Source organism: Ramlibacter agri, from assembly GCF_012927085.1.
Taxonomy (GTDB): Bacteria; Pseudomonadota; Gammaproteobacteria; order Burkholderiales; family Burkholderiaceae_C; genus Ramlibacter; species Ramlibacter agri.
This window is the reverse complement of sequence record NZ_JABBFX010000001.1, coordinates 1307085-1320620: the sequence shown is the minus strand read 5'-3', so window position 1 is coordinate 1320620 and position 13536 is coordinate 1307085. Positions and strand designations below refer to the sequence as shown.

At 69.4% G+C, this 13536-nt stretch carries 14 protein-coding genes; 12 read left to right on the top strand and 2 right to left on the bottom strand.

Features of this window, described 5'->3' with window-relative positions:
- Positions 1–69: 69 nt before the first annotated feature.
- Complete coding sequence (locus tag HHL11_RS06350; protein WP_169417574.1) at positions 70–1836, bottom strand: SulP family inorganic anion transporter; 1767 nt, start codon at positions 1834–1836, stop codon at positions 70–72.
- Positions 1837–1854: 18 nt separating this feature from the next.
- Here HHL11_RS06350 and HHL11_RS06345 point away from each other — a divergent pair, with 18 nt between their 5' ends.
- A complete protein-coding gene (locus HHL11_RS06345; protein WP_169417573.1) occupies positions 1855–2445 on the top strand; it encodes a rhomboid family intramembrane serine protease in 591 nt (196 codons plus the stop codon).
- Positions 2446–2534: 89 nt separating this feature from the next.
- Positions 2535–3491: a Bug family tripartite tricarboxylate transporter substrate binding protein gene (locus HHL11_RS06340; RefSeq protein WP_169417572.1), complete on the top strand. Its 957-nt coding sequence runs from the start codon at positions 2535–2537 to the stop codon at positions 3489–3491.
- Between the two features lie 6 nt (positions 3492–3497).
- Here the strand turns inward: HHL11_RS06340 and HHL11_RS06335 are convergent, their stop codons facing one another.
- On the bottom strand, positions 3498–4397 hold the full coding sequence (locus HHL11_RS06335) for a LysR family transcriptional regulator (RefSeq protein ID WP_169417571.1): 900 nt from the start codon (positions 4395–4397) through the stop codon (positions 3498–3500).
- 91 nt (positions 4398–4488) lie between these two features.
- Here HHL11_RS06335 and HHL11_RS06330 point away from each other — a divergent pair, with 91 nt between their 5' ends.
- The 10 genes from HHL11_RS06330 to HHL11_RS06285 all read left to right on the top strand — a co-directional run bounded on the left by HHL11_RS06330 (position 4489) and on the right by HHL11_RS06285 (position 13534).
- Entirely contained in the window at positions 4489–5283 is a 795-nt protein-coding gene (locus HHL11_RS06330) for a citryl-CoA lyase (protein WP_169417570.1), read from the top strand.
- Entirely contained in the window at positions 5283–6203 is a 921-nt protein-coding gene (locus HHL11_RS06325) for an SDR family NAD(P)-dependent oxidoreductase (protein WP_169419938.1), read from the top strand. Before HHL11_RS06330 ends, HHL11_RS06325 begins: the two co-directional genes overlap by 1 nt.
- A gap of 7 nt (positions 6204–6210) precedes the next feature.
- Positions 6211–7071, top strand: a complete 861-nt coding sequence (locus tag HHL11_RS06320; RefSeq protein ID WP_169417569.1) for a MaoC/PaaZ C-terminal domain-containing protein — start codon at positions 6211–6213, stop codon at positions 7069–7071.
- Between the two features lie 13 nt (positions 7072–7084).
- The gene (locus HHL11_RS06315; protein WP_169417568.1) at positions 7085–7852 is read left to right on the top strand and encodes an enoyl-CoA hydratase/isomerase family protein; all 768 of its coding nucleotides are present in this window, start codon (positions 7085–7087) and stop codon (positions 7850–7852) included.
- Positions 7837–9033, top strand: coding sequence for a CaiB/BaiF CoA transferase family protein (locus HHL11_RS06310; RefSeq protein WP_169417567.1), 1197 nt, complete (start codon positions 7837–7839; stop codon positions 9031–9033). The genes HHL11_RS06315 and HHL11_RS06310 overlap by 16 nt, the downstream gene beginning before the upstream one ends.
- Positions 9030–9860, top strand: a complete 831-nt coding sequence (locus HHL11_RS06305) for a TauD/TfdA dioxygenase family protein (protein ID WP_169417566.1) — start codon at positions 9030–9032, stop codon at positions 9858–9860. Before HHL11_RS06310 ends, HHL11_RS06305 begins: the two co-directional genes overlap by 4 nt.
- Before the next feature lie 114 nt (positions 9861–9974).
- Positions 9975–10427 carry a MaoC family dehydratase gene (locus tag HHL11_RS06300; protein ID WP_169417565.1) on the top strand — a complete coding sequence of 151 codons (453 nt, stop codon included), beginning with the start codon at positions 9975–9977 and terminating at the stop codon, positions 10425–10427.
- A gap of 30 nt (positions 10428–10457) precedes the next feature.
- Positions 10458–11417: a Bug family tripartite tricarboxylate transporter substrate binding protein gene (locus HHL11_RS06295; protein ID WP_169417564.1), complete on the top strand. Its 960-nt coding sequence runs from the start codon at positions 10458–10460 to the stop codon at positions 11415–11417.
- A 10-nt stretch (positions 11418–11427) separates the two neighbouring features.
- On the top strand, positions 11428–12327 hold the full coding sequence (locus HHL11_RS06290) for an HpcH/HpaI aldolase/citrate lyase family protein (RefSeq protein ID WP_169417563.1): 900 nt from the start codon (positions 11428–11430) through the stop codon (positions 12325–12327).
- A 13-nt stretch (positions 12328–12340) separates the two neighbouring features.
- Complete coding sequence (locus HHL11_RS06285; RefSeq protein ID WP_169417562.1) at positions 12341–13534, top strand: CaiB/BaiF CoA transferase family protein; 1194 nt, start codon at positions 12341–12343, stop codon at positions 13532–13534.
- Positions 13535–13536: the final 2 nt, after the last annotated feature.

Below are 13536 nucleotides of genomic sequence, written 5' to 3'. Positions count from 1 at the left end.
CGCTTTTTCCGCGGGGTATGGCCGAGCAGTTTGGGGAGCAGCCTCGCGGGCTGGAATTGGACCTAAGTCCTACCGGTTCGGTGCAACCGCAGCGGGCTCCACCTGTCCGTCTTCCCAGTCGACCCAATCCACGGGGTGGCGGCGCAGGTAGGCCTTCACGGCCTCGCCCAGGGTGGCGTGGAAGTCGGCCCGGAACTGCGTGTAAAGACCGAAGCGCTTGAGCTTGTCCTTCACGGGGTCCTTCATCTCGGCGAACCAGAGCTCGATGCCCTGCTTCATCAAGTTGTCATCGAGTTCCGCCAGCATGTCGGCCGCTGTCACGTCGACACTCGTCACCGGCTCCGCCGCCACCACCACGCAGCGCACCAGCTGCGGGGCGGCGGCCACCGCGGCCAGCACCTTGTCGCTGAACAGCTCCGCGTTGGCGAAGAACAGCGGCGCATCCCACCGGAACAGCACCAGGCCGGGGATCACGCTCGCGTCCGGATAACGGGTGATGTCGTGGTAACCCTTCACGTGGTCCACCCGGCCCAGCACGGCGGAATGCGGGCGCCAGCCGTCCCAGAGGAATTCGATGACCGCCAGCACCACCGCGATCGCGATGCCCTGCACGGCGCCCAGCATGACGACGCCGGCGAAGCAGGCCATGGACAGCCAGAACTCCCAGCGCTGGATGCGCCAGATGCGGCGCAGGTCGGTGATCTCCACCAGCGACAGCGCGGAGCAGATCACGACGGCGGCCAGCGCGGTGGTCGGCAGGTCTTCCAGCAATTGCGGCGCGGCCACCAGCAGCACCGCGATCGCAAGCGCCGCGACCACGCCCGTGAGCTGGGTGCGGGCGCCGGCCGCTTCGGCCACCGGCGTGCGCGACGCGCTGCTGCTCACCGGGATGCCCTGGAACAGGCCGGTGGCCAGGTTGGCGATGCCCAGCCCCAGCATCTCGCGGTTGGCGTCCACCCGCGTGTTCAGGCGCGCCGCATAGGTGCGTGACAGCACGCTGGTGTCGGCAAAGGCCACCAGCGCCACCGTCAGGCCGCCGACCACCACGTCGCGCAGGTTCTCCATGGCGATCGCGGGCAGCCGGAAAGCCGGCAGGCCTTGCGGCAAGGCGCCGACGACCGGCACGCCGGCGCGGGTATCCAGGTCGAACACGTCCACCACGATCGTGGCGGCGGCCACCGCGATCAGCATGCCCGGCAGCCGCGGATGGCGGCGCAGCGCCAGGATGCCTACCAGCACGCAGCCGCCCACGGCCAGCGCCGGCCCGTTGGTCTTGCCATCCAGGACACCCTGCACGATGGCCTCCACCTGCCGCAGCGGGCCGTCGGCGCCGGTGGAAAACCCGAGCAGCTTGGGGCACTGGCTCAGGAGCACGGTGAGCGCGATGCCGTTCATGTAGCCGTAGCGAATGGGCTTGGACAGCAGCTCGGTGATGAACCCGAGGCGCGCCAGCCCCGCAGCGATGCCGGCCAGGCCGGCGACGATGGCCATGCCGCTGGCCAGGGCGATGGCCCGGTCCGGATCGCCTCCGGAGAGCGGCGCCACCACGGCCAGGATCACCGCCACCAGCGCCGAATCCGGCCCCAGCACCAGGATGCGGCTGGGGCCGAACACCGCATACGCCAACAGGGGAACGATGGTCGCGTACAGGCCGTAGATGCCCGGCACGCCGGCCGCCTGCGCGTAGGCCACGCCCACGGGCACAAGCATGGCGGTCAGCACCAGGCCGGCGGCCAGGTCGTGGCGCAGCCACGCGCGCTGGTAGCCGCGCAGAGTCTGCAGGCCCGGCAGCCACGACGAGTCCGGCTGGACGGTCACAAGCTTGGCGTTGCTCATGCGCTATTCTGCGCGGCAATGCCGCAACTGACCCAATCCATCCTGATCGCGAACGTCGTCGTGTTCCTGCTGCAGCAGGTGCTGGGCGACGGCTTCACGTCCCTGCTGGCGCTGTGGCCGCTCGGCTCGGGCCGCTTCATGCCCTGGCAGCTGGTCACCTACGCTTTCGTGCACGCCAGCCTGACGCACATCGCCTTCAACATGTGGGGCCTGTGGATGTTCGGCTCCGAGCTGGAGCGCGTGTGGGGCCCGCGCCGGATGGCGGTGTTCTACGGCGCCAGCGTGCTGGCCGCGGCCTTCGCGCAGCTGGCGGTGTCGGCGCTGCTTGGCAACTACGCGCCCACGGTGGGCGCTTCCGGCGGCCTGTTCGGGCTGCTGGTCGGCTTTGCCATGCTGTTCCCCGAGCGCCGCATCGTGCTGCTGATCCCGCCGATCCCGATGCCGGCCAAGGTCTTCGTGTTCGTCTACGGCGCCATCGAACTGGTGCTGGGCGTGACGGGCACCGCCTCCGGGGTGGCCCACTTCGCCCACCTGGGCGGCATCGCGGGCGGCTGGCTGGTGATCCGCTACTGGCGCGGGCAGCCGCCGTTCGGGCGGGGCCGGCGCTGACCTGAACAATGCTTCAGATTATTTGATTTGTCGCCCGAGCGGGCCGGCCGTACCCTTCCCGCCGACAAAGGCTTCCCCTGGAGACAAACTTGCAACGCAGACACCTGCTGGCCTGCGCGCTGGCCGCCGCCTTCGCCGCCGGCGCCCACGCCGACGACTTCCCCTCCCACCCGATCACGCTGGTCGCGCCCTTCCCGGCCGGCTCGGTGACCGACGCCGTCACCCGCGTGCTGGGCAAGGCGCTGACGCAGTCGCTGGGCCAGCCAGTGATCGTGGAGAACAAGGCCGGCGCCCAGGGCACCATCGGCGCCGCCTACGTGGCCAACGCCAAGCCGGATGGCTACACGCTGTTGATCGGCTCGTCCGCGATGTTCGTCGCCCGCAGCCTGTACAAGACGCTGCCCTATGACCCGGACAGCTTCGTGCCGGTGGCCGCCGTCGGCTCCACGGCGATGATGTTCCTGGTCTCGCCCGGCTCGCCGGTGCGCAACATCGGCGACCTCGCCAAGGTCTCGAAGAAGGCCAACCCGCCGCTGACGCTGGGCTACGGCTCGCCCAGCGGCCAGGTGGCCGTGGCCCTGTTCTCCGCCGTGACCGACTCGCAGCCGGTCGGCGTCAGCTACCGCGGCATCCCGCAAGCCGTCACCGACATGATCGGCGGCCAGGTGCAGGTGGCGGTGGTCGACATCGGCACCGGCCTGGCGCAGGTCAACGGCAAGAAGGCGCGCGCGCTGGCCATCTCCTCGGCCTCGCGCTACGCCGGCGCGCCGGAGATCCCGACCTTGCAGGAAGCCTACCCGCGCGCCAGCGGCGCGCTGGAAACCATCATCGCCGTGCAGGCGCCGGCGGGCACGCCCGCGGCGGCGGTGCAGAAGCTGGACGCCGCGATCCGCAGCGCGATGGCCACCACCGAAGTGAAGGCGCAGTTCCAGGCGCTGAACACCTCGGTGCTGTACCTGTCGTCCAGGGACCTGGGCGCGCGCGTGAAGGCCGACAACCCGCGCTGGGAAAGCCTGATGAAGAAGGCGGGGATCGAGCCGCAGTAAGCCGGCTCAAGTCCCCTTCTTCGCCCTGGGCGGCGCCAGCACGCCGCACATGTCGACGAAGCGCGCCGCCGAGGGCGACAGCGTGTGCCCGCGGATGGTGATGATGGCGATCGTGCGCGTCATCACCGGCCGCACGATGCGCACCGCCTTCAGCGCCGTGCCGGGCGGCACCGCCACCGCCGGCATCACGCCCACGCCCAGCCCCGCCTCCGCCATGGCGACCATGGTGCTCACGTGCGTGAATTCGTAGTGCAGTTCCGGCGCCAGGTCCTCCTCGCGCAGCGCGGTCAGCAGGTGCCGCTCGAACTGCGAGGCGCCCAGCGTCAGCAGCGGCAGCTTGGCCAGTTCACGCAGCGTGATTCCGGCCTTGGCCGCCGCCGGATGCGCTGCCGGCACCAGCGCCACGTAGTCGTCGTCGAACAGCGCCTGGGCATCCAGCTCGCCCGGCCGGTCCGGCGCCGGGCCGATGCCGAAATCGACGTCGCGCCGGCGCACGGCTTCCAGCAGGTCCGGCTGGGCCAGTTCGCGCACGCGCACGGAGATGCCCGGGTAGCGGCGCGCGAACTCCACCAGCAGCGCCGGCAGCCGCGTGCCGGCGATGGTGGGCACGCAGGCGAAGGACAGGTGGCCCTGCTGTGCTTCGGCGGCCTTCTGGATGCGCGCCAGCGAAGCGTCCAGCTCCGCCATCGCCTTGCGGGTGCTGATCATCAGCTCCTCGCCTTCGCGCGTGAGCTCCACCTTGCGCGTGGTGCGCTGGAACAGCGCCACGCCCAGCCGCTCCTCCAGCTGCTTGATCTGCATGCTCACCGCCGGCAGCGACAGGTGGGTCTGCTCCGCCGCCTTGCGGAAGCTGGCGTTCTCGGCCACCGCCAGGAAGGTCGACAGCACCTTGAAATTGATCTTCATGGCTCGCGTTTGAACAATCGCTCAGATTATTTGACTTGTTGCCCGCGGGGCGCAAGCCTAGCATCGCTGGCAAGCTGACAAGGAGAGCGCCGTGCCGCGCAAGCAGAAAGAAATACGCACCGACATCGGCTGGAGCGACGCCTCCAGCATCACCCTGTTCGGCAAGGACTTCACCAACGAGATCCTCGGCCACGTGAACCTGGGCGACATGGGCTTCATGGAGCTGACCGGGCGCGTGCCCACGCCGGCGGAGTCGCGCATGTTCAATGCGATGACGGTCACGCTGGTGGAGCACGGCATCACCCCCAGCGCGCTGGCGGCGCGCATGACCTACCTGGGCGCGCCCGAGTCGCTGCAGGCCGCGGTGGCCGCCGGCCTCAACGGCCTGGGCACCGTCTTCGTCGGCAGCATGGAAGGCGCCGCGAAGATGCTGCGCGAGGCCATGCCCGAGCCGGACGCCCAGGCCGACTTCGCCGCGCTGGCCGCGCCCGTGGTGGAAAGCTTCCGCCAGCAGAAGCGCATCATCCCCGGGCTCGGCCATCCGTTCCACAAGCCGATCGACCCGCGCACGCCGAGGCTGCTGGGGCTGGCGAAGGAAAACGGCTTCTACGGCCCCTACGTGCAGCTGATGGAGGCGATCGCCGTCGAGGCCGGCCGCGCCAGCGGCAAGGTGCTGCCCATGAACGCCACCGGCGCCGTCGGCGCGCTGTGCGCCGAGATGGGCTTCGACTGGAAGATCTGCCGCGGCCTGGGCGTGATGGCCCGCGCCGTCGGCCTGGTCGGCCACATCCTCGAGGAGTCGCGCCGCCCGATGGCGCAGGAAATCTGGCACCGCGTCGAGGACGTCGCCACCGCCCACATGCGCCCGCCTCAGGAGAACGAATGATGCAGACCGGAACTTTCGTGCAGGACAAGGTGGTGCTGGTCACCGGCGCCGGCGGCGGCATCGGCCGCGACTTCGCGCTGGCGCTGGCGCGCGAAGGCGCCAGGGTGGTCGTGAACGACCTGGGCGTGTCGGTCAACGGCGAAGGCCGCGACCTGTCGCGCGCGCAGGCCGTGGTCGACGAGATCAAGGCCTTCGGCGGCGAAGCGGTGGCCAACGGCGACAGCGTGGCCGACTGGGACGCCGCCAACCGCATGGTGACGCAGGCGGTGGAGACCTTCGGCCGCATCGACGGCGTCATCAACAACGCCGGCATCCTGCGCGACCGCTTCTTCTTCAACATGAGCGTGGAGGAGTGGCGCGCCGTCATCGACGTGCACCTCAATGGCGCCTTCTACGTGTCGCGCGCCGCCGCGCCGCACTTCAAGTCGCAGCAGTCCGGCAGCTACATCCACATGGTGTCGACCTCGGGCCTGATCGGCAACCTGGGCCAGGCCAACTACTCGGCGGCCAAGCTGGGCATCGCGGCGTTGTCCAAGTCCATCGCCATGGACATGGCGAAGTTCAACGTGCGCTCCAACTGCATCTCGCCCTTCGCCTTCAGCCGCATGATCGGCGCCATCCCGACGGAAACGCCGGAGCAGAAGGCGCGCGTGGAACGCCTGCAGAAGATGGAGACGAACAAGATCGCGCCGCTGGCCGTTTTCCTGGCCAGCGATGCTGCGGCGGACGTCAGCGGCCAGATCTTCGCCGTGCGCGCCAACGAGATCTTCCTCATGAGCCAGATGCGGCCGATCCGCGGCATGCACACCGAGCAGGGCTGGACGCCGCAGACGGTGGCCGAGCGCGTGATCCCGGCCATGAAGCCTTCCTTCTACAAGCTGGACCGCTCGCAGGACGTGTTCGACTGGGACCCGGTCTGAAGCAATGATGGACCCGCACGCAGTGCGCAACTGGGACTTCCCGGTGCTGCGCCAGGCCTGGACCGAGCAGGACGCGATCCTCTACGCGCTGGCGCTCGGCTACGGCAGCGACCCCGTGGACGAGGCGCAGCTGCGCTACGTCTACGAGCCCGGCCTGCGGGTGGTGCCCACCTTCGCGAACGTGCTGTGCCATCCCGGCTTCTGGGTTAGCGATCCGCGCACCGGCATCGATGCGACCAAGGTCGTGCACGGCGAGCAGCGCGTGCAGTTCCATGCGCCGCTGCCGGCGCGCGGTGCGGTGCGCAGCGAGACGCGCGTGCTGGACGTGGTCGACAAGGGCGAAGGCAAGGGCGCGCTGCTGGTGTTCGAGCGCAAGCTGTTCGACGAAGCCAGCGGCGCTCTGCTGGCCACCATCGAGCAGCACTCGCTGTGCCGAGGTGACGGCGGCTTCTCCGGCACGCCAGTCGCCGCTTCAGCGCGCGGCGCCGCGGCGCCGCAGGAGACGCGCGCGCCCGATGCCGTGGTCGAACTCCAGGTGCTGCCGCAGGCCGCCCTGCTCTATCGCCTGAGCGCGGACCGCAACCCGCTGCATGCCGACCCGCAGGTCGCGCGCGCCGCCGGCTTTCCGCGCCCCATCCTGCACGGTCTCTGCACCTTCGGCATCGCCTGCCGTGCGCTGCTGCAAGCCTGCGCGGGTGAAGAGCCCGCTCGGCTGAAGTCGCTGGCGGGCCGCTTTTCGGCGCCGGTCTATCCCGGCGAGCTGTTGCGCACCGAGATCTGGCAGGAAGGCGCGGACCTGCGTTTCCGCTGCCTGGTGCCGGCGCGCGAAGCCGTCGTCTTCAGCAACGGCACGGCCACCCTGAACTGAAAGAGAAGAAGAGATGATCCGAACCCACGTGCAAGACGGCATCGCCGAGATCCTGCTGGACTCCCCGCCGGTCAACGGCATCACCGAGGAACTGCTGGCTGCGCTGATGACGGCGCTGCGCCAGGCCGGCGACGACCCGCAGGTGCGCGCCATCATCCTGGGCAGCGCGGTGCCGGGCCGCTTCTGCGGCGGGCTGGACCTGCCCAAGTTCCGCCGCAGCACGCCGTCGGAGATGCACTCCATCGTCGGCAAGCTGTACCACGACTTGCACGTGCTGCAGTCCAGCCTGCCGAAGCCGGTGATCGCGGCCATCACCGGCTCGGTGCGCGGCGGCGGCATGTCGATCTCGATCACCTGCGACATGATCGTCGCGGCCGAAGACTCCAACTTCGGCTACCCGGAGATGGAGATCGGCCTGCTGCCCTCCATCCACTACAACCACCTGCCTCGCATCGTCGGCCGCTACCGCGCCTTCGACCTGCTGTTCACCGGCCGCGTGTTCGATGCGCAGGAGGCGCTTGAACTGGGCCTCGTGAGCCGCCTCGCGCCGGCGGACCAGGTGCTGGAGAAGGCGCGCGAACTGGCCCGCGTGTTCGCCGGCAAGTCGCCCGAGCTGATGCGCCTGGGCAAGGCCGCTTTCGTGCGCGCCACCGACAACGGCTACCGCGCCGGCGCCGCCGCCGCCGTGGACCTGGTCTCCACCGTGTTCGGCACCGCCGACTGCGCCGAAGGCCTGGCCGCCTTCGCCGAGAAGCGCAAGCCGAAATGGGGCGCCGCGTGACCGGCCTGCCGACCCTGGACGGCCTGCGCGTGCTGGACCTGTCGCGCGTGCTGGCCGGCCCGCTGGCGGCGCAGGTGCTGGCGGACCTGGGCGCCGACGTCATCAAGATCGAGCGTCCCGGCAAGGGCGACGACACGCGCGAGTGGGCGCCGCCCACGATGGTGCCCACCGAGGGCCCGCGCCTCGACGAATCGGTGTACTTCTGGACCTGCAATCGCGGCAAGCGCTCGGCCACCGCCGACATCGCCTCGCCCGCAGGCCGCGCGCTCGTGCAAAGGCTGGCGCGCGAGGCCGACGTCGTCATCGAGAACTACAAGGTCGGCGACCTGGCGCGCCACGGGCTGGACTACGACAGCCTGCGCGCGCTGAACCCGCGCCTGGTCTACTGCTCCATCACCGGCTTCGGCCAGACCGGCCCCTACCGCGAGAAGCCCGGCTACGACACCATCGTGCAGGCGCTGGGCGGGCTCATGAGCATCACCGGCGACGGCGAGCCGCGCAAGTCCGGCGTGGCGGTGGCCGACCAGCTGACCGCGCTCTATGCGGTGGTCGGCATCCTCGCCGCGGTCACCGAGCGCAACGCATCGGGCCAGGGCCAGCACATCGACATGTCGCTGCTGGACGTGCAGGTGGCCTCGCTGACCAACATCGGCATGAACTACCTGGCCACCGGCAAGGTGCCGCAGCGCATGGGCAACCGCCTGGCCACGGTCTACCCGAGCGACAACTTCCGCTGCCGCGACGGCGAGATCATGCTGATCGTCGGCAACGACCAGCAGTTCCGGCGCTTCTGCGAGGCGATGGAACTGCCCGGCGTGGCCGACGACCCGCGCTTCGCCCGCAACCCGGACCGGCTGCGCCACGTGGACAGCCTGGCGCCCTTGGTGCGCGCGGCTTTCGCCAGGACGACCGTGGCGCACGCACAAGCCGTGCTGGACGCCGCCGGCGTGCCCGCCGCGCAGATCAACGACATGCAGGGCGTGTTCGACGACCCGCAGGTCGTCGCCCGCGAACTGGTGCGCGAAGTGTCGCGGCCCGACGGCCGTTCCGCCCGGCTGATCCGCAACCCGATCCGTTTCTCGCGCTCGCCCTTGCAGGACGTGCGCGTTGCTCCCCGCCTGGGCGAACACACCGACCAGGTGCAACAAGGCTGGCCACAAACCACGAAGGAACAAGCATGAACATCCAACGCATCGCCGGCGCCCTGGGCGCGGAAATCTCGGGGGTCGACCTGACGCAGCCGCTGACGGAAACGCAGGCCGCGCAGGTGCGCCAGGCCTTCCTGCAGCACAAGGTCATCTTCTTCCGCGGCCAGGCCCTGAGCCCCGAGCAGTTCCTGCGCTTCGCCCGCGCTTTCGGCCAGCCGATCGAATACCCCTTCGTCAAGGGCATCGAGGGCTTCCCCGAGATCATCGAGGTGAAGAAGCTGGAACACGAGAAGGTCAACTTCGGCGGCGTCTGGCATTCGGACACCACCTACCTGGAAGTGCCGCCCATGGGCACCATGCTGATGTCCAAGCAGATCCCGCCCTATGGCGGCGACACGATGTTCGCCAACCAGGTGCTGGCCTACGAAGCGCTGTCGGACACGATGAAGCGCCTGCTCGAAGGCCTGAAGGGCATCTCCAGCGCCGCCAAGGCCGACGTCTCGAAGACCCGCGAAGACCGCATCAAGTCCGACGGCAAGGCTTCCGAAGGCGCACCCAAGGACTACACCGCCCTCCACCCGATCGTGCGCACGCACCCGGAGACGGGCGAAAAGGCGCTTTACGTCAACACCGCCCACACGGTCGGCATCGAAGGCCTGACGGACGCCGAAAGCGCTTCGCTGCTGCGCTTCCTGTTCGAGCACCAGGTGAAGCCGGAATTCACCTGCCGCTTCATGTGGCAGCCGGACTCCATCGCCTTCTGGGACAACCGCGCGGCCCAGCACAACCCGGTCAACGACTACCACGGCTTTCGCCGGGTGATGCAGCGCATCACGCTGGCGGGGACGAAGCCGTATTGAGCGGGCGGATCCGCCTCGAATCCCCTGAAGGGCCGCTTTTTGCGGCCCTTTTTTCGTCACGCTGCGCACGGTCTGCTAGCATACGATATCCATTCATTGCAGCGAGGAACAGCCATGGCAGGCCTTTGGTTCGAGGAGTTCAGCGTGGGCCAGGTTTTCGAGCACGAGATCCGCAAGACCGTGACCGAAAGCGACAACGTGTGGTTCAGCGCCGCCACCTACAACCCGGCGGCCGTCCACATCGACGCCGAGTACTCCAAGGGCACCGAGTTCGGCAAGCCGCTGGTGAACAGCATCTTCACCCTGGGCCTGGTCATCGGCCTGTCGGTGCAGGACACGACCCTGGGCACGACCATCGCCAACCTGGGCATGAGCGACACCCGCTTCCCCAAGCCGGTGTTCGCCGGCGATACCATCCGTTCGCGCACGACGGTGCTGGAAGTGCGGGCGAGCAAGTCGCGCCCCAACGCCGGCATCGTCACCTTCCAGCACCACGGCATCAACCAGCGGGGCGAGGAAGTCTGCCTCTGCACCCGCCAGGCGCTGATGCTGCGCAAGCCGGCCTGAAGCCGAATACACACATAACAGGAGACAAGATTGTTCAAACTATCCGCCGTCCTCACGGGCCTGCTGCTCGCGGCCTCGTCGCTCGCCGCCCACGCCGAGGCCTACCCCAGCAAGACCATCAAGGTGATCGTGCCCTATGCCGCCGGCCAGGGCACCGACATCGTCGCGCGCTACATCAGCGACGAACTGTCCAAGGAAGTCAAGGGCACGATCTTCATCGACAACCGGCCGGGCGCCGGCGGCAACGTGGGCGCCAGCCTCGCCGCCCATGCGCCAGCCGACGGCTACACGCTGATGGTGGGCACCAACGCCACCAATGCGGCCAACGCCTTCATCTACGCCAACCCCGGCTTCGAGACCGAGGACTTCGAGCCGATCGGCATGATCGGCATCCTGCCGCTGGTCTACGTCGCCAACAACAACAGCGCGGTCAACAACATCCCGGAGCTGGTGCGCGCCGCGCGCGCCCAGCCGGACAAGCTGAACACGGCGATCTCCACCACCACCTGCCGCACGGCCCACGAGTTGTTCAAGCAGAAGGCCGAGGCGCCGATGTTCCCGGTGGACTTCAAGGGCAGCGGCCAGGCCATGGCGGCCGTCATCGGCGGCCAGGTCGAGTTCATGGTGGATACCATCACTTCGCTGCGTCCCGCCATCACGGCCAAGCAGGTGAAGGCGCTGGGCGTGACCTCCGCCCACCAGAGCAAGCTGCTGCCGGGCGTGAAGTCGCTCGCCGAGCAGGGCGTGCCCGGCTACGAACTCGTGGGCTGGACCGTGCTGTACGCGCCCAAGGGCGTGCCGGCGGACGTGACCCGCACCCTGTCCGCTGCGCTGAACAAGATCCTGGCCCGCCCCGAAGTGCAGGAAAAGCTGCTGACGATGGGCGTCGAGCCGCAAGCCAAGTCCGGCGAGGAACTCAAGGCCTTCTCCGCCGCCGAGAAGGAGAAGTGGGGCAAGCTGATTCGCGGCGCCGGCATCAAGCCCAGCTGAGGCCAGAGCCATGCACCACACGCCTGATCCCATTCGCCCCGCGCGCTCTTTCCTGTTCGTCCCCGCGGACAGCGAGCGCAAGATGGCCAAGGGCGCCGACAGCGGCGCCGATGCCCTGATCCTGGACCTGGAAGATTCCGTCGCCGCCAGCCGCACGCAGGTCGCGCGCGGCATGGCGCTGGACTACCTGCGCAGCCGCCCGGACCGCAGCAAGCAGCAGCTGTGGGTGCGCGTCAATCCGCTGGACACCGAAGCCGCGCTGCTGGACCTGGCCGTCGCGGCCGGTGCCCCGGACGGCATCGTGCTGCCCAAGGTGCGCAGCGCCGCCGACGTCGTGCGGCTCTCCAACTTCCTCGATGCGCTGGAAGTGCGCGACGGCATCGCGCGCGGCAGCATCCGCATCATGCCGGTGGCCACCGAGACGCCGCAGGCGCTGTTCACGCTGGGTTCCTACGAAGGCTCGTCTTCGCGCTTGGCCGCCCTGACCTGGGGCGCGGAAGACATCGCCGCGGCCCTGGGCGCCAGCACCAACCGCGGCGCCGACGGCGAGTACGACCATGTCTACCAGCTGGCCTGCTCGCTGTGCCTGGCCGGCGCGCATGCCGCCGGCGTGCAGCCGATCGACACCGTGTGGACCGACTTCAAGGACGACGCCGGCCTGGCGAAGGACTCGCAGCGCGCGCGCCAGCGTGGCTTCACCGGCAAGATCGCGATCCACCCGGCGCAGGTGGCGACCATCAACGCCGCCTTCACCCCCAGCGCCGACGAACTGGCCTGGTCGCACAAGGTGGTGGACATCTTCGCCAGCAACCCGGGCCTGGGCACCATCGGCCTGGACGGCAAGATGCTGGACATGCCGCACCTGAAGCAGGCGCAGCGCGTGCTGGCACTGGCCCGGCGCTTCGCCTGAGGAGATCCCCGCAATGAGTTCCCTGCCGATGCGCGGATTGCGCGTGCTGGACCTGTCCAAGGTGCTGGCCGGCCCGCTCTGTGCCCAGTACCTGGGCGACATGGGCGCCGACGTCATCAAGGTCGAAGCCACCAAGGGCGGCGGCGACGAAACCCGCGGCTGGCCGCCCTTCCGCGAGGCCGAAGGCACGCGCACCGGCGCCATCTTCGTCAGCGTGAACCGGAACAAGCGCTCCATCGCCGTCGACCTGGCCAGCGAGGCGGGCCGCGAGGTGGTGCACCGCCTGGCGCGCCTGGCCGACATCGTCATCAGCAGCTTCGGCCCCGGCGTGGCCACCAAGCTGGGCGTGGACGCGGCCACCTTGCGCGCGCTGAACCCGCGCCTGATCACCTGCGACATCTCCGGCTTCGGCAGCGTCGGCCCGATGCGCGAAGGCAAGGGCTACGACGTCATCCTGCAGGCCTTCTGCGGCATGATCTCCATCACCGGCGAAGCCGACGGCGCGCCGGTGCGCAGCCCGTTCTCGCCGGTGGACCAGGGCACCGGCCTGCATGCGCTGATCGGCATCCTGGCCGCGCTGCACGAGCGCGATCGAACCGGTGTCGGCGCCACCGTCGAAGCCTCGCTGTTCGACACCGCCACCGGCTTCCTCGGCTACTTCCTGCAGAACTACTGGGAGCGCGGCACCGAGCCCGTGCGCCCCGGCTCGGGCCACGAGTCGCTGTGCCCTTACCAGGTGTTCGAGACGGCTGACAAGCCGCTGATCCTGGGCGTGGCCAACGATTCGCTGTGGCATCGCTTCTGCGCCCTGGCCGGCCTGGACGACATTCGCGACGACCCGCGCTTCGCGACCAATGCGGCTCGCGTGCAGCATCGCGCGGAAACGGTCGCGCGTGTCGGCGAGGCCATGCGCAAGCGCGGACGCGCCGACTGGCTGCAGGCGCTGGACGCCGCCGGCATCCCCTGCTCGCCGCTGCACACGCTGGGCGAACTGTCGGCCCACCCGCACACGCGCGAAAGCGGCATGGTGTTCGAGTACGAGCACCCGGTGCTGGGCAAGCTGGGCACGGTGGCGCAGCCGCTGCGCTTCGACGGCGCGCGCACGCAGGTGCGGCGGCCGGCGCCGATGCATGGCGAGCACACGCGGGAGGTGCTGGCCGAACTGGGGTATTCCGAGGCGGAGATCGCCCGGCTGGCCAAGCACTGAGG

Excerpts from the sequence above, each read along its gene's own strand:
- HHL11_RS06350 (WP_169417574.1), bottom strand. The coding sequence starts at position 1,836 with ATGAGCAACGCCAAGCTTGTGACCGTCCAGCCGGACTCGTCGTGGCTG.
- HHL11_RS06345 (WP_169417573.1), top strand. The coding sequence starts at position 1,855 with ATGCCGCAACTGACCCAATCCATCCTGATCGCGAACGTCGTCGTGTTC.
- HHL11_RS06335 (WP_169417571.1), bottom strand. The coding sequence starts at position 4,397 with ATGAAGATCAATTTCAAGGTGCTGTCGACCTTCCTGGCGGTGGCCGAG.
- HHL11_RS06325 (WP_169419938.1), top strand. The coding sequence starts at position 5,283 with ATGCAGACCGGAACTTTCGTGCAGGACAAGGTGGTGCTGGTCACCGGC.
- HHL11_RS06320 (WP_169417569.1), top strand. The coding sequence starts at position 6,211 with ATGGACCCGCACGCAGTGCGCAACTGGGACTTCCCGGTGCTGCGCCAG.
- HHL11_RS06315 (WP_169417568.1), top strand. The coding sequence starts at position 7,085 with ATGATCCGAACCCACGTGCAAGACGGCATCGCCGAGATCCTGCTGGAC.
- HHL11_RS06310 (WP_169417567.1), top strand. The coding sequence starts at position 7,837 with ATGGGGCGCCGCGTGACCGGCCTGCCGACCCTGGACGGCCTGCGCGTG.
- HHL11_RS06305 (WP_169417566.1), top strand. The coding sequence starts at position 9,030 with ATGAACATCCAACGCATCGCCGGCGCCCTGGGCGCGGAAATCTCGGGG.
- HHL11_RS06300 (WP_169417565.1), top strand. The coding sequence starts at position 9,975 with ATGGCAGGCCTTTGGTTCGAGGAGTTCAGCGTGGGCCAGGTTTTCGAG.
- HHL11_RS06290 (WP_169417563.1), top strand. The coding sequence starts at position 11,428 with ATGCACCACACGCCTGATCCCATTCGCCCCGCGCGCTCTTTCCTGTTC.
- HHL11_RS06285 (WP_169417562.1), top strand. The coding sequence starts at position 12,341 with ATGAGTTCCCTGCCGATGCGCGGATTGCGCGTGCTGGACCTGTCCAAG.